The organism is Bradyrhizobium sp. SZCCHNR1017, assembly GCF_032381375.1.
In the GTDB taxonomy this organism is placed as follows: Bacteria; Pseudomonadota; Alphaproteobacteria; order Rhizobiales; family Xanthobacteraceae; genus Bradyrhizobium.
This window is the reverse complement of sequence record NZ_JAUHIR010000001.1, coordinates 1,187,867-1,207,101: the sequence shown is the minus strand read 5'-3', so window position 1 is coordinate 1,207,101 and position 19,235 is coordinate 1,187,867. Positions and strand designations below refer to the sequence as shown.

The following is a 19,235-nucleotide window of genomic DNA, read 5'->3' as shown; positions in this document are numbered from 1 at the left end:
ACGGCGCGCTGCGACAGCTGTCACAACGGCTCCTTCACCGGCCAGGGCACCAAGGGCGCCATGGGCACCGCGTCGTATCCGAACCACGTCGCCACCGGTGGCGCCGACTGCGTCAGCTGTCACAGCAAGGCGGCCAGCGGCGGATATGTGAGCTGGGGCGGCGCGGCGTTCACCCACTCTGCGGCCAACACCAATTGCTCCGCCTGCCACAATGGTTCGAGCGCGAAAGGCCTGACCACCCCGCCGCATATTCCGGTGACGGGCGTGCAGTGCTCAAACTGCCACAGCAACACGGCGGCGAGCTTCGCGACCTACACGATGAGCCATGCTGCCGTGCATGCCACGCGCTGCGACAGCTGTCACAACGGCTCGTATCGCAGCCAGGGCCGCAGAGGTGCGCAGGGGCCGGATCACAGCGCCAAGACGCAGGATTGCGGATGCTGCCACGTGCGCGCCGCCGCCAACTTCTCCACCTGGGACGACGATCCGCAGAAGCCGGCAGCAGGCTGCTCCACGACGGCGCGGTCGGTGGTTCCGGCTCAGGCCCCGGCCGTCAAGGCGGTGACGCCGGCCTCGACCGCCAACCGGACGATGACGGCAGCAACGAATCCCGATGCAGCACCCGGTACGAGCGCCGCACCGGCTGCATCTCAGGCCGCTGCTGCGGCCGGCGCTGCCGCCAAGCCCGCTGCGCCATCCAGTTCGACGCTCCTGTTCAGCAGCAAGCCGCTGGCGAACACGGCTGCGACGTCGACGGCCCCGACAGCGGGGTCCGAAGCAGGGGCCTCCGCCAGTTCGTCCGGTTCCTCCAAGCCCGACAGTTCGGTCAAAGCTGGCGGCGCGACGACGTCCGTGCCGCAACCGTTGAGCACGCCGTCCCGAATGACATCCGCGACATCACCACTCTTGCCGAACGATCCCCGCGGCAGGCTCTTGCCCCCCACCGATACTGGTAGCGACTCGCCGGAAGCGAAGAATGCCGGTCGGCTTCCGTCGCTGCTGCCGACGTTCAATCCAAGGGCAGGGCTTGCCGGATCGAGCACCACGGAGGCCGGCTCCAGATTCAATCACATGACGGCGCAAGGGCCATGCGCATCCTGCCATAACGGAATGACCGCGCCTGGCAAGCCGCCGAAGCACGTCGCAACCGCTGCGCCATGTGAGACCTGTCACAAGAGCACGACGACGTTCAGCGGCGCCCGGTTCAGCCATACTGGAACGACGGCGGCCTGCGCGAGCTGTCACACCGGCATGGCCGCGACCGGCAAGCCGCCGAAGCACGTCGCAACCACTGCGCCGTGTGAGACCTGTCACAAGAGCACGACGACGTTCAGCGGCGCCCGGTTCAGCCACACCGGAACGACGGCGGCCTGCGCGAGCTGCCACAACGGCATGGCCGCGACGGGCAAGCCGCAGAAGCACGTCGCGACCAGCGCGCCGTGCGAGACCTGCCACAAGAGCACGACGACGTTCAGCGGCGCCCGGTTCAGCCACACCGGCACGATGGCGGCCTGCGCGAGCTGTCACAACGGCATGGCCGCGACGGGCAAGCCGCAGAAGCACGTCGCGACCAGCGCGCCGTGCGAGACCTGCCACAAGAGCACGACGACGTTCAGCGGCGCCCGGTTCAGCCACACCGGCACGATGGCGGCCTGCGCGAGCTGTCACAACGGCATGGCCGCGACGGGCAAGCCGCAGAAGCACGTCGCGACCAGCGCGCCGTGCGAGACCTGCCACAAGAGCACCGTGTCGTTCTCGGGCGCGCGGATGGATCACACCAGCCTGACTGCGCCGTGCGCCAGCTGTCACAACGGCTCCAATGCCACCGGCAAGTCGCCGAAGCACTTCGTGACCAACGTCCCCTGCGAGAGCTGCCACCGGACGGTGAGCTGGAGCTCGGTCAATTACCGGCATATGTCGGCAAGCTATCCGAACCATAGCGCGGCCATTGGCTGCACCGCCTGCCACAGCGGCAATTCGCAAGCCGTCGTGTTCAAGTTCGCGGCCTACAAGCCCGACTGCGCCGCCTGCCACGCCAATGATTTCCGCCCGCAGCAGCACGCCAAGCTCGTGAAGCCGGCGCCGATGGACTACACCGTCGCCGAGCTCAAGGACTGCACCGGCGCATGCCATATCTATGCTGACAAATCGCAAACCACCATCATCACCCGCCGCCAGCGGCAGCACCGGGTCAATGGAGGCGGCTGGTGATGCGCGGCTGCTTCGGACAAGCAGCGGCGGCGAGGTCGGCGGGATGGCTGATCAGTCTGCTGGCCGGCCTGCTCGCAATCCTGCTCGACGGAGCCTTTGGCGTTGCACCGGCCCAGCCGGTCATCGATCAGTTCGTCGCCAATGCAACTGCCACGACGATCGGAAACTGCAGCCTTCTGCGGGTCAACTTTCACGTTCGTGTCCGCTACACCGGGCATTTCCCGCTCGACCAGGGCAGCCAGCTCAGCGTCTCGCTGCAATTGGTCGATCGGGACGCAATCATGGCGCGCCGCCTGGTCAGGCGCGAAGGCGTGCGTGTCGACAACGCCCAGGGCTCCGGCATCCAGGACGTCTATCTGACGCTCGATCAGAACAGAGGACCAATCCTCGTCGTCCAGTTTGCCGGCGAGTTCACCTATCAGATCGTCCAATCCGGCAGCTTCGAGCAGGTGGCGATCGTGGTGGCCCGAAAGGGCCCGGTCTCGGCGTGCAAGGTGAAAGCCCTGGTGCCGAGCGTAGCCGCTCCGGATGCGCCGAAACCGGTTGCGATCCCCGGCGCGGCGGCGTCGGTCCGCAACGACAATCGCACGATGCAGCAGGCGTCCGCGGCGGACATCCGGTTTGCGGAGGCCTCGATGGACGAGGCTCGCGCGTCGATCAAGAAAGGCAATTTCAGCGCCGCGATCGATCTCCTGCGAAAGGTGCTGAAACTCCCCGAGAACGGCTCGAGCGCCGAGGCGCAGGAGCTGCTCGGCGTGGCGCGGCAGAAGGCCGGCCAGACCGCTGCCGCGCAGGCGGAGTATGAAGACTATCTGCGCCGCTATCCGAGCGGCGAGGGCGCCGAACGGGTGAGGCAGCGGCTCGCTGCGCTTCTCACCGCGACCGGCAGCGCACCGGCGCGGCCGCGCGACATGTCTTCTGTCACGCCCGAGGGCGGAGACATGGGGACAGGCATGCCGACCAAGGCGGCAGGGCCGAACGGCGACACCCGCTGGTCGATGTCGGGCAGCCTCTCGACCACCTTCATCACGAACGACACGACCAGCGCCGTCAAGGACAGGGCGATTGCGCCGAACCCGAATGCGGATCCCGACGCGCACCGGGTGCATCAGAACACGCTGCTGACCAATTTCGACTTTCTCGGCACCGCCGACAACGATCGCATCAGGACCAAGTTCAGGCTGGCCTTCACCCATGAGCGCCAGTTCGATACCGGAAACGACAAATACGGCGTCTCGACCGCCCAGGTTGACTACACGCTGAAGGAGGCCGACGTGACGCTGCGCGTCGGACGGCAGTCCCGCAACACCGGCGGCGTGATCGGCCGCTTCGACGGCGCGGTGCTGAGCTGGCAGAAGAGCCCCGGGCTGCGCCTGAACGTGCTCGCAGGCTCGCCGAACTGGAGCCGCTTCGACGCACCGTTCAAGGATGGCAAGACGCTCTATGGCGCGAGTATCGACTTCGGCAAGATCCTGGGCGGCCTCGAGACCACGGTCTATCTGATCACGCAATACGACCGCAACATCGTCGACCGCCAGGCCATCGGAGCCGAATTCCGCTATTTCGACACCAACAAGTCGCTGCTCGGCCTGATCGACTACGACACGCATTTCCGCGCGCTCAATGCCGCCGTGTTCTCAGGAACTTATACGTTCGAGGACAAGTCGGTCGTCAACGCCTCGTTCGATTATCGAAGAGTGCCATTTCTCTCGACCTGGAATGCGTTGCAGGGGCAGCCGTTCCTCACGCTCTACGACATGATGAAGTTCAATACGGCCGGCGAGATCAGGCAGCTCGCGATCGACCGCACGCCGACGTTCCAGTCGGCGATGGTGAGCTATTCGCGGCCCCTGAACGAGACCTGGCAGGTCGCGGCCGATGCCACGGTGACCAATCTGACCGGCACGCTGCCCTCCGGAGGCGTCGACGGCACGCCGGCGAGCGGCCTCGAATATTATCTGTCGGCTCAACTGACCGGGAACGGCATCATCAAGCCGGGCGATCTGTTCATGGGCGCGCTGCGGTACGCGAGCCTGGCGGATTCGAAGTTCTACGTGCTCGATCTCGCCACGCGCTATCCGATCACGCCCGATCTCGCCATCAGCCCGCGGCTGCGGGCGGGGTACAGGTCCGGGACGAAGACCGACTTGAAGGAGTACACGATTCTGCCGTCGCTGCTGGTCAGCTATCTCTGGTCGAAGGAGATCAGCCTGGAAACGGAGATCGGCTACCGGTTCGTCGACAGCACGCTGGCCAACGTCAAGACGACGACCAAGGACTTGTTCGCGACGGTCACGTTGCGGCGCGATTTCAACGCCGACGGTGTCACGAAGTGCAACGCCTCGATTGTCAGTTGCGCCTGGGCCAGGCCTGCGGCGCTGCAGGGCGGCCAGGGGGCGGGCTCGGGCGATATGCCGCTGCGGTCGCGCGCGTCGATCCTGCCGTCCTACATGCTGGAGACCGGAGTGCGCTACTGGTTCAGCTCCGGGCAGAATCGATACCGCTATTTCGCCGATCAGGCTGCGACGCTTCAGGTCTCCCGGCTCGCCTATGGCGGCATGACCGGGCACAGCGGCGAGATGTTCTTCAGGGTCGATGCGCTCGACGGCCCGTTCACCAACATGTTTCTGAAGGGCTATTTCGGAGCGGGCAAGATCAGCTCGGGCACGCTCGTCGACGAGGACTTTGCGCCCTTCGTCAATCCGTCGTCCAAGACCGTCAGCAGCGTGGGCGGGCGGCTGCAATACGCAAATCTCGATGTCGGTTTCAACCTGCTGGAGACGGACCGCTTCCGGCTCGGCGCCTTCGTCGGCTATCAATATTGGACAGAAACGGTCGACGCGCGGGGCTGCACCCAGGTGGGTGGCAATCCGACGATCTGCAGTCCGGCTCTTGGGGCAGGCGTGAAGGTGGTGACCGAGCAGGATCGCTGGCATAGCGGACGGGCCGGTGTCTCACTCGACACGCGGCTGTCGGACCGGCTGAGCTGGCAGGCAGAGGCCGCCTATGTCTGGACTTCGCAGAATGCGATCGACACGCACTATTTCACCTTCGGGCGCGATCCCGCCTCGGGACAAGGATCCGGATTCCAGGCCGAGACCGTGCTGAACTACCAGTTGACCGACAATTTCCGCATCGGCATCGGTGGGCGCTGGTGGCATCTCAGCACCAATGCGGTCGATTCGTTCAATCAGGTGCTGCGATATACGACGGAGCGTTATGGCGTGTTTCTCCAGGGCTCCTACCAGTTCAATCGGGCAAGATAGTCTGCCCGGTCGTCGTGGCGGTTAAGCCGCGTCCGAAGGCAAGCGCGAACGCCCGACCGAGTCCCATCATGCATCCAGCCGGATCAGCGCGAGGCCCGAGTCCGGGTCGTGGACCTTGCGCAGATGCGCCGGCGCTTCGGTGATGATGAGTTCTAGGGTCGGGCGGACATGGCCCGATCCGAGATGCCCGGCCATTGCGCAGCCGTCGCGCTTGCCGACGACCAGATGAACATGGACGGACGGCTCGCCATCGGGCGCCAGCGCGACGTCGCCGACCAGCGAGGCGACCTCGACCTGCTCGTCGACCGGGTTGTCGAGATATTCGCGGTCGCCCCAGTCGAAATATTTGAGCTTCACCTTCTCGAACGCGCCGATGCCGGTGATCTGCGCGGCCTCGAGGCGCGCCTCGCGCGCGAATCGGCGCAGGCACTCCATGGCCTCGTCGCCGGTCTGCAGCACGACCGCGAACGTGCGCAGGCCGCCGCCGCCGTTGAGCAGCTTATGTTGCATGGGTCGCCACCTTCGTCTGTGCGCCTCGCCTGCGCGTGAGCTCTCCCCGGCGTGCCACCGCACGAATCCGGTCTGCGGTACGGCAGGCGATGGCCTGGATGGTCAGAGACGGGTTCACGCCGCCGACCGTGGGGAACACCGAGCCGTCGCAGATCCACAGATTGGGAATGTCCCAGCTGCGGCAATCGGCGTCGACGACGCTGGTCCTGGGATCGTCGCCCATGCGCGCCGTGCCATTGAGATGGCAGGTATCGTCCTCCTGGACCCAGATGTCCTTCGCGCCGGCGGCCTGCAGGGCGCGGTGCATGAACCCCAGTGCGTGATCGATCAGGCGCTTGTCGTTGTCGCACCAGGAGTAGGTCACGCGGGGAATGCGCAGGCCGTATTGATCGACCTCGTCGGCCAGCGTGACGCGGTTGCGCTCCTGCGGCAGCATCTCGCCGACGATCTTGAGGCCGGCGACATGATTGTAGCTGGTCATCTCTCCGACCAGCGGCGCGCCCCACAATCCGCGCGCTTGCGCCTGCGTATTGGCCCAGAGCTGCGGCAGCGGCCCTTGGCTCATATAGGCGTAGCCGCCGAAGAAGTCCTTGTCCCAGTCCTGGTAGTTCCAATGCTCGGTGATCGCCAGCGATGGCGGCCCCTTGTAGGAGCGGATCTCGTCGTCCATCACGCCCCACACCGCCTGGTTCGACTGTGTCATCAGGTTCTTGCCGACCAGGCCCGAGCTGTTGGCGAGCCCGTCGCGATATCGGTCGGTTGCCGAGCTCAACAGCAGCCGCGGCGTCTCGATCGCATAGCCCGCCACGACCACGTTGCGCGCGCGCTGGAAGTGCCAGCCACCCTCGCGGTGATAGTGAACGCCGCTGACGAGGCCGCCACTATCGACCTCGATCCGACCGGCCATCGCCAGGTCGCGGATCTCCGCGCCGGCAGCCAGCGCGCGCGGGATCCATGTCACCAGCGCGCTCTGCTTGGCGTTGGTCGAACATCCTGCGACGCAGAAGCCGCGGTAGACGCAGGGATGGGCGAGTCCGCGCGGCGCCGAGAGCGTGGCGAGCGGCGTCTCGGTCCAGGAGATGCCGAGCGCCTCGCACCCTCGGGCGAGCACGCGCGCGGCCGCATTGAGCGGATGGGCGCGATACGGATAGCGCGGCCGCTTCGGCCCCCAGGGATAGGTGATCGGGCCCGAGATCTTCAGCGCCTGCTCGACCTCGGTGTAGTAGGTCCACATCTCGCGCCAGTCGAGCGGCCAGTCGGCGCCGTAGCCGAGCAGGGTGCGGGACTTGAACCATTCGGGGCGGAAACGCAGCGAGACCATCGCGAAGTGGACGGTCGAGCCGCCCACCGCCTTGCCGCTGTTGTTGCTGCCGAGCTGCAACGGATTGGCGCCGTCGACGAGGCGGTCGTCGGTCCAATACAGCTTGGTCTGCTCGGCCTCGTCGGAGGCAAAATCCTCCAGTGGACGGAAATACGGGCCGGCATCGAGCGCGACGACCGAGAAGCCATATTCCGCGAGCTTGCAGGCCAAGGTGCCGCCGCCGGCGCCGGTGCCGACGATGACGAAATCGACCGGCTCGTCGTCGCGATGGCAGCGCATCGGCACCCAGCCGCCCGGACGAAACACGTCCGGCGCACGGCCCTGTCGCGCGCGCGGCGTCTGCAGCGGATCATCGGACATGGCGGTTGATCCTCGCGGCTTCGGCCTCGCTGCCGGGTCCTGCCTCTGCCGCCTCCCAGGGGTCACGCGCGTTGTCGTCGAGACGGACATAGCCGCGCGGGCTCGCCGGTCCGCCCCAGCCGACCTCGCTCCATGCGGTGGGATGCGAGTAATAGGCCAGCACGATATCGTGCAGCAGCCGGCGCTTGAAGAAATCCGTGCAGCGCATGCCGCCCCAGTCGGGCGCTTTCAGCTCCGCCGCCTCAGCGCGGCGCAACAGCTGGTCCTGCTCGGGCTCCGCAAGCGAGGCAAAGCTCTGGCCGTAGGCATTGCGCGCCTCCACATCGAGCGCGCGCAGACCCCGCCGCCATGCCTCGCGTTCCCTCGGCATTCCAGCGGGACGATAGCCGTCGGAGATGCCCGCGTGGAGCTTGCGGTCGACCAGCGCTGCTACCGGGATGGCCGGGCGCACCGCGGGCTGAGGAACGATCCGCGCGGCGATCGCTTCAACCATCTGCAATTCGCCGGCCGAGAAGAACAGCGGCGTCGCGGTGATCGCCAGCCGTTGCGCCACGACCTCGCGCGTCTTGTCGTTCCACGATGGCCCGTCGCGCTTTGCGAGCACGTCGTAGTCCGGATAGCGGTTCGGGATGCTTGAAGGGCGCGGCTGATCATGCATCGGGATGCTCCCTCATCAGTCCAAGCGCGGCGAGGCCGGCGAGCGAGAGCCCCGTGAAGCTGGGCGGCGCCGGCAGCGGCGGGCCGTTGAGGACGTTCTGGCTCCAATTGCGCCAGCCGCCCATGTTGCGCGACACGCCGTAGGCGTGGAAGCCGACGCCGGCAAAACCCATCGCCGCCAGCAGCCACATCCAGGCGCGCGTGAGGCGATGCCGCCGGTCGTGGGTCCTGTCCGGGTCGCGCGCCGCGACGTTGAACAGCATCGCCGCGCCCAGCGGGGGCAGGGTGACGGGCACTGCCATGAACGGGTTGTGAAAGGCGCCGCGGAAGTGCAGCAGCCCGGCCTCGCCTGACGTCCCGAGCAGGCCGGCGGCCGTGACCGCGGCGATCGTGCGCGCGGCCGGCAGGCCGAACACATGCGGCCGCCGCGACCGGCTGGTCTCGCGCACGCGCTCCGAGCAGAAGCCCAGCAGGCCCGAGAGCAGGATGGCCATCGGGGCGCCGAGCGGCGCCCCATAGAACAAATTCTGCCAGCTGAAGCCGCCGACCTTCCTGGTGACGTTGTAGACGTGAAACCCCGTGCCGATCAGCCCGGTGGCCGCGGCCAGCAGGTAGCCGCCGTCGCGCAGCAGGTGCGCGAACGGCCGCCTGTCTGCGGTACCATGCGCGCTGGTTGCCAAGGTCAGCGCCGATACCACCAGCGGCGTATACATCGCCTTGTTATTGAACGAGCCGCGATAGTGCTCGACGCTGCTGTCGGCGAGCACCGAGGCGGCCAGCATGCCCGCGGCGCGGTTGAGCCGCCGTGCTGCGCGCACCGACGCGCCGGGCCGCGGACGTGATATCGGTGTTGTCAGGGCCGGAACGCGCCTGCGCCGGTTCGCTTTCGCCGGCCGCTGGAGCAGCGTAGTGGCGGCGAGCGCCGAGATCACGACGCCGGCTCCGACCAGAAAATCATTGTTGCTGCTCATGCCGCACTCACCGCATAGCACACTGCGTCGGCGTGTTTGAAGACGAGGCCATGGCCGGGACGGCCCAGGTCCGGCGCGATCACGCCGCCCTTGGGCCGAGGTGCGCCATCGAACAGCATGTGCTCGATGCGAACGTGGTCGTGAAACCATTCGAGGTGCCGCAGTCGCGGCGCGGCACAGGCGGCATGCAGATGCAGGGCAGGCGCGCAATGGCCGGAGAGATCGGTATGGAAGGCGTCGCAGAGCGCCGCGATCTGCAGAAAGCCGGTGACGCCGCCGCACCGCGTGATGTCGGCCTGCTGGACGTCGACTGCGTCGGCCTGCAGCATCGTCCGCACCTGATCGGTCGTGTAGCTGTACTCCCCGGCGGCAACGTCGAGCCCGGGAGGCGCGTGTTCGCGGACCAGGCGCAGGCCCGGCAGATCGTCCGACGATACCGGCTCCTCGAACCAGCTCACGCCGAGGTCGGCAAACGGTTGCGCGAGCTCGAGCGCCTTCTTCGCACTGTAGGCTCCGTTGGCGTCCACGAACAGCTCGGCGCGCTCGCCGATGGCGAGTCTTGCCACCTCGACCCGATGTGGATCGCGCGCGGGCTGGGAGCCGACCTTCATCTTGACGTAGGCGCAGCCCTGTTCCGAGACCCAGCCGGCGAGCTGCCTGCGCAACTGGTCGTCCGAATAAGTGGTGAAGCCGCCGCTGCCATAGATGGGAATGTCATGGCGGACGCCGCCGAGCAGCGTGCACAGCGGCAGATCCAGCAGCCGCGCCTTCAGATCGTGAAGCGCGGTATCGATCGCCGAGATCGCGGTCGCGGCGAGACCCTGCCGGCCGAGATTGCGGATGGCTCGCTGCATCGCCGCCCAGATGCGCTCGGGCGCGAGAGCGTCGGCACCTTCGACCAGCGGCGCCAGCGTGTCCGAGATCAGGCGGCCGATGCACGCATGCGCGAAGGTGTAGCCGGTCCCGATCCTGCCCCTCGCGGACGCTTCGACCAGCACCAGGGTGGTCGATGTCCAACTGATGGTGCCGTCGGCCTCGGGGAGATCGGTCGGGATCTCAAACGCGCCGACGCGGAGGCTTTCGATCGGAACGGCGGAGAGCATCAGTCTTTTCCCGGCAGAATGCTGGTCACCAACTCCTTGGCGCTGTTCTTGAGAACGCTGGCGAGCTCCGGCTCAGACGGGATCATGCTGATGAAGTTCTTGGCGTCCTTCAGCGTGATGTGCGGCGGCAGCGGCGGCACGTTGGGGTCGGTGTAGGCTTCCAGGATCGCCGGCCGATCGGCCGATAGCGCTTCGTCCCAGGCGGCGCCGACATGATCGGGATCGTTGACGAAGATGCCTTTGAGACCGATCAGTTCGGCGTAGCGGTGATAGGCGAAGTCGGGAATGCTCTGGGTCGAGAGCGTCTTGCCGGTGCCGAGCTGGATGCGCTCCTCCCAGGTGACCTGGTTGAGATCGCGATTGTTGAGCACGAGCACGATGAGGCGGGGATTGCTCCACTCGCGCCAATATTTTCCGATCGTGATCATCACGTTGATGCCGTTCATCTGCATCGCGCCGTCGCCCATGCAGGCGATCACGGTGCGCTCGGGATAGGCCATCTTGGCGGCGAGCGCGTAAGGCGTGCCGGCACCGAGCGAAGCGAGGCCGCCGGACAGCGAAGCCTTCATGCCGCGCCGCATCTTCAGATCGCGCGCGTACCAGTTGGCGGCCGAGCCGGAATCGGCGGTGACGATGGCGTTGTCGGGCAGACGCGGCGACAGCTCCCAGAATACGCGCTGAGGGTTGAGCGGATCGGCGGAGTCCATCGCGCGGCGCTCCAGCGTCCCCCACCAGTCCTGCACGCCGTCCTCGATCCCGCTGCGCCAGCTGTCTTTCGGCTTCTGCTCCAGCAGCGGCAGCAGCGCGCGCAAGCTCGCCGCACTGTCGCCGACGAGATTGACCTCCATCGGGTAGCGCAGGCTGAGCCGGGTGCCGTCGATGTCGATCTGCACGCCGCGGGCGTCACCGGGCTTCGGCAGGAACTCGCTGTAGGGAAAGCTCGAGCCGACCATCAGGAACGTGTCGCACGACTTCATCATGTCCCAGCTCGGCTTGGTGCCGAGCAGGCCGATCGAGCCGGTCACGAACGGAAGATCGTCGGGCAGGGCGGCCTTGCCGAGCAGCGCCTTGGCCACGCCGGCCTGCAGCCGCTCGGCGAGCGCGATTACCTCGTCAGTTGCCCCGAGCGCGCCGGCGCCGACCAGTATGGCGACCTTGCGGCCGCTGTTGAGCACGTCGGCCGCGGCACGGAGCGGCGATGCGTCAGGAACTTGCGCCGGCCCGGCATAGCCGAGGCCCGTATGCGTGGTGCCGTGAGTGAGCGGCGGATCCTCGTAGTCCATCTCCTGCAGATCCTTGGGCAGGATGATGCAGGTCACCGCGCGCCTGCTATGGGCGATGCGGACGGCGCGGTCGATGAGGTGGCGGACCTGCTCCGGCACGGTCGCCTGTTCCACATATTCGGCGACATCCTTGAACAGCGTCTTGAGGTCGACCTCCTGCTGATAGCTCGCGCCGATCGAGGCGCGCGCGGCCTGGCCGACCAGGGCGACCACCGGCACGTGATCCATCTTGGCATCATAGAGCCCGTTCAGCAGATGGATCGCACCGGGGCCCGATGTGGCGTAGCAGAGCCCGACCTGTCCGGTGAACTTCGCATGCGCCGACGCCATGAACGCGGCCATCTCCTCATGCCGGACCTGGACGTAGCTCATCACGTCCTGCGCCTTGTCGAGCGCGACGTCGAGACCGCCCACGCCGTCGCCGGGATATCCGTACACGCGATGAAGGCCCCATTCGGACAAACGATGCCAAACGAATTCGCTGACGTTCATGGACGTGATCCCTGGGTCGGAAATGGCTGGGAGCGGCGCTGCTGCTGTCCATCAAACGTGCCGGGTCGACAAAACGTTGCTGACTAAACGAGAATTCATGTTGTTCCGGAGAACTCATCGAGCGGCACCTGCTCCTCGCCCGGGGAACCGGTCGGATGCGCCGAAGGTCCGCCGCGGCGCCGCTTCGCCCGCGCGCGGCGTCAGCCGCAATGCGCAACGGCCGCGCGGCGCGCGATGCGTCCGAGTTGTCCGGTTCGTTCCGCCCTCCAGAGAACAGAGGACGCGGGGAATGCCGGGCGCTGGCCGCGCCCATGGCCCGCCTGCGAAAAAGATGCAGGCGGCAGGAACCACAGGTTCAGCCGAGACATCCCGGCATTCCCCGCGCGATGGTTGGGCGGCTTATACGTGCTCTCGCCGGGGACCGGCTTGTTTGCCCCCGTCACGGACGGATCATCGTCACCATCCGCCCGCACGTCGTGACGAAGCGCTCCTCATGGCGAGGCGGGATGGGAACAGACAATCGTGAATTCGGTAAAAGAGAAACAAATTTATCTTTCTCGGCAGGACTGGACATGAGTGACGCCGTTGAGGGGGCTCAGGAAATCAGTCCATTCGCGTACGCTGGTTCGGTCGTGCTCGGCATGGTTGCAGTGAATTTGAGTTTGCCCGCGCCGTGGTCATCGGATGGTTATCTTCCGTTCTTTTTATCGCGGTGAATGCAGGCGGAATCAGCGCGGCCGTCGCTACAGCCGGAGATAGAATTGCGGCTGTCAGCCTGAATGAGAATCAACTACTTTAACGACGCAACCCGGACCATATGCAGCAATGAACCGTCGCGAGCGCCGAGCTTCACCCGCTAAAGTGAAGCTCCAATCTGTCAAGCCCGATGGGGCCGCGCTCTTCTATGACGCTGCTCTGCGCGATGTCACCGATGGCCGACATGCGGATGCCGAACGGTGTTGCCATATGGCGCTTGCGATCGACGGAGGGCATGCGCCGACCCTCAACTTGCTGGGCATCCTTGCCCTGCAGGGGCAGCAGTATGAAGCTGCATTGCAGTGGGTATCCCGCGCGCTCCAGCAGGATGTTCAGCCGCAGTACTTCCTGAGTCTTGGCACGGTGCTGCAGGTCTTGGGACGCTCGGATGAGGTGCTGAAGGTCGTCGACAAGGCGACGGCGCTCGGTCTCGAAAGCGCCGATCTGTGGATGCTGAGGGGGAATGCCCTCATCAACCTGCAGCAGCTCGCCGACGCCGTGTCGAGCTTCCAACGTGTGTTGGAGCTGAATTCCAGGCATTGGGATGCCGCCAACCAGTGCGGCATCACGCTTCAACGGCTGGGGCGGATCGACGACGCGCTTACCTATCTCGATCTGAGCGACGCCTTGCGGCCCAACCATGTCCCGACACTCTTGATGCATGGCGCGCTTCTGAACGGCTTGAAGCGCTTCGACGAGGCCCTGACGATCTGCCAGCGAGCTCACGCCATCGAACCGGAAAACTCCGACATCTGTGTCAAGACCGGCATCGTGTTGCGGACGATGTGCCGAGACGAGGACGCGTTGGATTGGTTCGAGCGAGCCCTGGCTCTGCAGCCGGGTTCAAGGGATGCGCTGCACGACAAGGCCTCCGTGCTGACGAAGCTCCGTCGGTTCGACGAGGCGTTCGAGATCTATAGGCAGTTGAAGGGGGCCGATCCGAGAGACGCGCTGGCCGATCTTGGAACGGCTCATTTGAACCTGTTGTTGGGAAATCTCGACGCGGGCTGGTCTGGCCGGGAGGCCCGTTGGAGCCTGCCGAGCTCTTATCCGCGCTTCCGGCAACCCATGTGGCTCGGCCAGGATGGCATCGCGGGACAAACCATCGTCATCGCCGCCGATGAAGGACTGGGCGATACGATCCAGTTTGTCCGCTACGTGCCGATGGTCGTAGCGTTGGGCGCGCGCGTCATCCTTGCCGTTCAAAAGCCGTTGCTTCCACTGTTGTCGAACATGCCGGGCATTTCGCAATGTATTCCGGTCTCTGAGGCCGCCGACCTTGCGGGGGTGGATGCCCATTGTCCGATCATGAGCCTGCCGTTTGCCTTTCGGACGACACTGGCCACGATTCCAGCGCCGGTGTCCTATTTGCCGGCGCCTGATCCGGATCGGATCCAACTCTGGCAGGAGCGCCTTGGCACGCCCGAGAAATTGCGCGTCGGCCTGGTCTGGTCAGGCAACCCCAATCATCTCGACGACCACAATCGCTCCATCCCGTTGCGCACGTTGTCCCGCCTGCTCGGCGCGGATGCGGCGTTTGTCAGCCTGCAGAAGGAGCCGAAGGCCGAAGACAAGGCCGTGCTCCAGGAGACGAGCGGGATCGTGGACCTGACGGGTCAACTTGCCGATTTCGCCGATACCGCCGCGCTGATCTCATGCCTGGATCTCGTGATCACGGTCGATACCAGTGTCGCTCATCTCGCCGGCGCGCTTGGCTGTCCGACCTGGACGCTTCTGTCGTACACGCCGGACTATCGCTGGCTGCTCGATCGGGACGACAGCGTCTGGTATCCGCGCATGCGCCTGTTCCGTCAGCGCGAAAGGCGCGATTGGGGCGAAGTCATCGATCAGGTCGGAGATGCGCTTCACGAACTGGTTGGGGCGAGGGCGCCGTCCCCGCCGGTCTCGAGCGATGAGATCGCGTGATCCGTCGCCGCTTCAATTCGACGGCTGGCGGCTTGCCGTCAGCTGCTGCCGGTAGCGTTCGGCGTCCCAGTTGAGCAGCAACTGCTCGTGCTGAGACGAGAGATAGCCGATATCGGCCGATAACGGCAGGCGGCTGGTCACGAGCGCGAGGCAGCTCAGCATGGCCTCGGCGCCCGGGCTGGCGTCGCTGCGGATGAGGGCGCCGAGACCCGGCGCGAGGGCCGCGACGGGCGCGGGCAGGCGGCTCGCGTCCGCCCGTGCGAGCAGCGTGGCGAGGCCGCCGGCGCTCTCGATCGTCGGCAGGCCCGGGCCGAGAAACACGACGTGGTCCGGATACAACGAGCCGCCGGTCGCGATGGCGCGGCTGAAAGGATCGGTGGCGATGCCGTGGCTACCAGCATCGTGCGGCAGGCGATAGGCGGTGCCGGCGCACAGACGGCGCAAGGCCGCGGCGTCGGCAGCGGGTGCCGGGCGCACCGGCAGCGCCAGCCTGCGCTCGACGTCATGGACCAGCGCCTCGGCCTGATCGCAGCTTTCGGCACCGACGACGAGGCCGTGATTGCCGAGGATCAGCACGTCGATGCAGTCGCGCGCGACGATGGTGCTCACTGCGCGCGCCAGCGGCAGTCCGGGATGAAAGTAGTCGAGATGGCGCCAGGCGAGCCCGTCCAGCCGCGCCGCAAATTCATCGCGCGCATCGCGCCGCGCCGCCCAGGCGATGGTGTTGACGGCATGCACGTGCAGCACGACCCGGTGCGGCAGCAGCGCATGCAGCGCGGTCTCGATCGAGGCGCGCAGGGGGCCGGGAGCGGCCAGCGGAATGCGCTCGTCGTCAGCGGCGAGCGCATCGCGCGCCGCAGGCAGGAGAACAGGCACGAAGATGTCCTTCGCATCGGCGTCGGCCAGCCAGGTGCCGGACGCCTTCACCCACAGCACATCATCCTGCTTGAGCGAGGAGTTGCCGCCGGCGCCTTGCACCAGCTCGATGTTGCGGCCGACCCGCGCCGACATCCGGCGCAAATCATCAAGCTCGGCAGGCTCGCGCATTTCGCGTCTCCTTCTCACCACACCAGGTGCTGCATCGTCCAATTCGGCATGCGGCCGGGCGAAGCTGCGAGCTTGCGCGTTGCCGCAGCGAGGTCGGGCGCACCGGCCAGCGTCGTGCGATGCACGCCATCGCCGAGCAGCAGGCTCTGCAGGCCTGCAGCGCGGGCGCCGGCGACGTCATGGTCGAGCGAGTCGCCGATCATCAGCACGCGGTGCGGGTCCGGATCGCCGAGCTGCTCCAGCGCCGCCGCGAAGATCGGCGCATGCGGCTTGCCGACGAAGCTCACCGGGCCGCCGAGCCACTCATAGGCGCGCGCCAGCGTGCCGGGCGCCGGCACGAGGCCGGCCGCACCGAACATCATCAGGTCGGGATTGGCGCAGATCATCGGCACGCCCCGCGCGGCCGCGCCGGTGAATCGATCGCGCCAGAGGTCGGGCTCGGCGAGGTCGTCATCGAGGCCGCCGAGCAGGATGAAGTCGGCGTCACGCATATCCGTCACGAGGACGAGGTCGAGCCCGTCGATCAGCGAGCAATCGCCGCCCCGGGTGATCAGGAAGCAGGCATTGCCACAATCGGTGAAGGGTTCGCGGGTGCGGTCGCGCAGGCCGGTCCATGTCACCTCGCCCGAGGTGAGAATGCCGTCATAGGTCGAGCGCGGCAGGCCGAGCCGGGCGAGGCGCTCGGCATTGGCGCTCGCGCGCTTGCCGGAGTTCGACAGCACCAGGATATGCTTGCCGGCCTCGCGCAGCCGCAGGACGCAGTCGTGCGCAGCCGGAAGCACCGTCCTGCCGTCATGCAACGTGCCCCATTGGTCGAGCAGGACGTGATCGAACCTGTCGGCGATGGCAGACAGGCCGCTGATCTCGCACGCCGCCGCCGTCATCGTGGCGGTCCCTGCAGCGCCAGCAGCGCGGTGCCGTAGCTCGCTTCGGTCTGCGCGGCGACGCTGACGGGCACGCCGACGATGCGCCGGCGGATATCGGTCCAGGCATCATTTCGGGCGCCGCCGCCGATGCTGATCACCCGCCGTAGCGCCGGCGCGCCGAGCGCGTGAAGACGCTGATAGGCCAGCGCTTCCACGCCGGCAATTCCTTCGAGCAGCGCCTGGAAGAAGCGATGATCTTCGGCCGGACGTGGCGTGATCCGCGGCGCCAGCGCGGGATCTGCGATCGGAAAACGTTCGCCGGGTTTGGGCAGCGGATAGTAGTCGAGCCCGGTCGGCTCGTCGGGGCGGAGCAACGGCGTCATGCGGTCCATGTCGGCGGCGGTGAAATGCGCAAGCAGCGCGGCGCCACCGGAGTTCGATGCGCCGCCGGCGAGCCATTTGTCGCCGAGACGATGCGAGTACACGCCCTGATCGGCGGCGAAGATCGGCTGCGTCGCGATCAGCTTCACCACCAGCGTGGTGCCGAGCGAGGTCACCGCATCGCCCGGCGCATCGGCGCCGGTGGCGATGAAGGCGGCGACGCCGTCGGTGGTGCCGGCGACGATGCGCGCCGACGGCGACAGACCGAGCGCGCGCGCGGTCGACGGATCGATATCGGCGAATGGCGTGCCCGGCACGAGAACGCTCGGCAGGACGTCGCGGGGAACGCCGAGCTGATCGATCCAGCGCGGCCATTCGCGCCTGACGGGGTCATAGCCAAGCTTCAGGGCGTTGTTCTCATCGCTGACGCCGTGATGGCCGGCGAGGCGTCCGGCGATCCAGTCGGCCTGGTGCACGGCTTGCCGCGCGCCGCTCGTGGAGGCGAGCAGATGCAGCAGCTTGGCGAGCGGGCTGCTCGTGCCATGCGCACCGCTCTCGGGCGGCGCGATTGCGGCGATGCGCCTGGCCTCGTCGACGGCGCGGGCATCATTGTACATCAGGCCGAGCGAGCGGGGCCGCCCGTCGGCGTCGATCAGCAGCAAGGTGCCGGAGGTGCCGTCGACCGCGATGCGCGCGACGGCGCCGAGATCGACGATCCTGCCGAGCTTGTCGAGCGCCGCGACCGTCGCCTGCCACCACAGCTCGGGATCCTGGTCGATGGCGTTGCCGTCCTGACGCGGCGCGACCAGCGGAACGGCGGCTGCGCCCTTGATCTCGCCGCTGATATCGACGGCGCAGGCGCGCACACCGCTCGTGCCCACGTCGATGCCGACAAACAACTCCGTCATGCGACCTCATCCCGTTGTGCGCCGGCGAGCATGGCTGTGCTCGCCCGGCGCGTCATCCCTGACGCGCTGCAGCACGTTTGGGGGATTGACGGCCGGACCGGCGTCTGCAATTTTTTGCAAGGTGTGAAGAATTTTGCAAGCAGGCATTCAGGCGTGACGACAGCTTCCGACAGGGCGCCCATGGTGGACGGCGAGGCCTCGCTCGCGACGCGCGCCGCCTGGCTGTATTTCGCGGCCGGGCTGACGCAGTCGGAGGTCGCCGACCGCCTCAACATCCAGAGCACCAAAGCGCATCGCCTGATCGCGCGGGCCAGCCGCGAGGGCATGATCCGTGTCTTCGTCGAGGGTCCCGTCGCCGAATGCGTCGCACTCGAGAACGCGCTGGCCGAACGCTACGGGCTCGACTTCTGCCGCGTCGCGCCGGATCTCGGCGAGGGCGATCTGCCACTGAAGGCGCTGGCGCTGGAGGGCGCGAGCTTCCTGCGCCAGGTGCTGGAGCGCGGCGACGACAAGATCATTGGCGTCGGCCACGGTCGCACGCTTGCGGCGGTGGTGGCGCAACTGCCGCAGACGCCGGCGCGCGACGTGCAGTTCGTGTCGCTGCTCGGCGGCCTGACGCGCAAATTCGCCGCCAACCCGTTCGATGTGATCCATCGCCTGGCCGAGCGCACCGGCGCCGAAGCCTATCTGCTGCCGGTGCCGGTGTTCGCCAACTCCGTCGCCGATCGCCGCGTGCTGATGCAGCAGTTCGGCATATCGGACGTGTTCGCGCTGGCGCAGCGGGCGTCGCTGCTGTTCGTCGGCATCGGCCAGATCCATGCCGACGGCTTCCTGGTGTCGAGCGGCATGATCAAGCCGGATGAGGTCGTCGAGCTGAAGCGCGCCGGCGCCTGCGCCGATCTGCTCGGGCATTTCTTCAACGCCCAGGGCGAGCTGCTGGATCTCGATCTTTCGGCGCGCGCCACCTCGATGGCCGCTGCCGATCTGAAGAAACACCGCATCGTCGCCATCGGCGGCGGCGAGGCAAAGATCACGGCCCTGCGCGCGGTGCTGCGCAGCGGCTTCCTGAACGGTCTCATCATCGATGAGGTAACCGCTCAGGCATTGGCGACCGACAAGCCGGAGAAAACATCCGGCAACTCCAAGAACAAGAGTCGGAAGGGCAGGTAACGCGAAC

At 66.8% G+C, this 19,235-nt stretch carries 13 protein-coding genes and 1 pseudogene; 5 read left to right on the top strand and 9 right to left on the bottom strand.

The features are described 5' to 3' along the window. Both QW863_RS05625 and QW863_RS05620 read left to right on the top strand, forming a co-directional pair. A pseudogene (locus QW863_RS05625) lies at positions 1-2,211 on the top strand (hypothetical protein); the annotation flags it as partial. Then, positions 2,211-5,477 carry a hypothetical protein gene (locus tag QW863_RS05620; RefSeq protein ID WP_315718397.1) on the top strand — a complete coding sequence of 1,089 codons (3,267 nt, stop codon included), beginning with the start codon at positions 2,211-2,213 and terminating at the stop codon, positions 5,475-5,477. The pseudogene QW863_RS05625 and the gene QW863_RS05620, both read left to right, overlap by 1 nt. A gap of 66 nt (positions 5,478-5,543) precedes the next feature. Here the strand turns inward: QW863_RS05620 and QW863_RS05615 are convergent, their stop codons facing one another. From QW863_RS05615 to QW863_RS05590, 6 genes are read right to left on the bottom strand one after another with little or no spacing between them, the layout of a single operon-like run. Then, the gene (locus QW863_RS05615; protein ID WP_315718333.1) at positions 5,544-5,987 is read right to left on the bottom strand and encodes a PPC domain-containing DNA-binding protein; all 444 of its coding nucleotides are present in this window, start codon (positions 5,985-5,987) and stop codon (positions 5,544-5,546) included. Next, complete coding sequence (locus QW863_RS05610) at positions 5,977-7,668, bottom strand: GMC family oxidoreductase (protein ID WP_315718334.1); 1,692 nt, start codon at positions 7,666-7,668, stop codon at positions 5,977-5,979. Before QW863_RS05610 ends, QW863_RS05615 begins: the two co-directional genes overlap by 11 nt. Continuing rightward, positions 7,658-8,326, bottom strand: coding sequence for a gluconate 2-dehydrogenase subunit 3 family protein (locus QW863_RS05605; RefSeq protein WP_315718335.1), 669 nt, complete (start codon positions 8,324-8,326; stop codon positions 7,658-7,660). The genes QW863_RS05610 and QW863_RS05605 overlap by 11 nt, the downstream gene beginning before the upstream one ends. After that, complete coding sequence (locus QW863_RS05600; RefSeq protein WP_315718336.1) at positions 8,319-9,296, bottom strand: hypothetical protein; 978 nt, start codon at positions 9,294-9,296, stop codon at positions 8,319-8,321. Before QW863_RS05600 ends, QW863_RS05605 begins: the two co-directional genes overlap by 8 nt. Beyond that, positions 9,293-10,399, bottom strand: coding sequence for an enolase C-terminal domain-like protein (locus tag QW863_RS05595; protein ID WP_315718337.1), 1,107 nt, complete (start codon positions 10,397-10,399; stop codon positions 9,293-9,295). The genes QW863_RS05600 and QW863_RS05595 overlap by 4 nt, the downstream gene beginning before the upstream one ends. Then, a complete protein-coding gene (locus QW863_RS05590; protein ID WP_315718338.1) occupies positions 10,399-12,174 on the bottom strand; it encodes a thiamine pyrophosphate-requiring protein in 1,776 nt (591 codons plus the stop codon). The genes QW863_RS05595 and QW863_RS05590 overlap by 1 nt, the downstream gene beginning before the upstream one ends. 506 nt (positions 12,175-12,680) lie before the next feature. Here QW863_RS05590 and QW863_RS05585 point away from each other — a divergent pair. Further along, a complete protein-coding gene (locus QW863_RS05585; RefSeq protein ID WP_315729388.1) occupies positions 12,681-12,890 on the top strand; it encodes a hypothetical protein in 210 nt (69 codons plus the stop codon). A 109-nt stretch (positions 12,891-12,999) separates the two neighbouring features. Continuing rightward, positions 13,000-14,856, top strand: coding sequence for a tetratricopeptide repeat-containing glycosyltransferase family protein (locus tag QW863_RS05580; RefSeq protein WP_315729387.1), 1,857 nt, complete (start codon positions 13,000-13,002; stop codon positions 14,854-14,856). Positions 14,857-14,868: 12 nt separating this feature from the next. On the opposite strand, the gene QW863_RS05575 is transcribed toward QW863_RS05580, so the two are convergent. The 3 genes from QW863_RS05575 to QW863_RS05565 are packed head-to-tail and all read right to left on the bottom strand — an operon-like array spanning position 14,869 to position 18,058. Beyond that, positions 14,869-15,903 (bottom strand): class II aldolase/adducin family protein, encoded by a 1,035-nt coding sequence (locus QW863_RS05575; protein ID WP_315718341.1) that lies wholly within the window; start codon positions 15,901-15,903, stop codon positions 14,869-14,871. Between the two features lie 14 nt (positions 15,904-15,917). Then, a complete protein-coding gene (locus tag QW863_RS05570; RefSeq protein ID WP_315718342.1) occupies positions 15,918-16,787 on the bottom strand; it encodes a TIGR01459 family HAD-type hydrolase in 870 nt (289 codons plus the stop codon). Then, complete coding sequence (locus QW863_RS05565) at positions 16,784-18,058, bottom strand: FGGY-family carbohydrate kinase (RefSeq protein WP_315718343.1); 1,275 nt, start codon at positions 18,056-18,058, stop codon at positions 16,784-16,786. The genes QW863_RS05570 and QW863_RS05565 overlap by 4 nt, the downstream gene beginning before the upstream one ends. Before the next feature lie 180 nt (positions 18,059-18,238). On the opposite strand from QW863_RS05565, the gene QW863_RS05560 reads away from it, so the two are divergent. Next, complete coding sequence (locus tag QW863_RS05560) at positions 18,239-19,228, top strand: sugar-binding transcriptional regulator (RefSeq protein WP_315718398.1); 990 nt, start codon at positions 18,239-18,241, stop codon at positions 19,226-19,228. Positions 19,229-19,235: the final 7 nt, after the last annotated feature.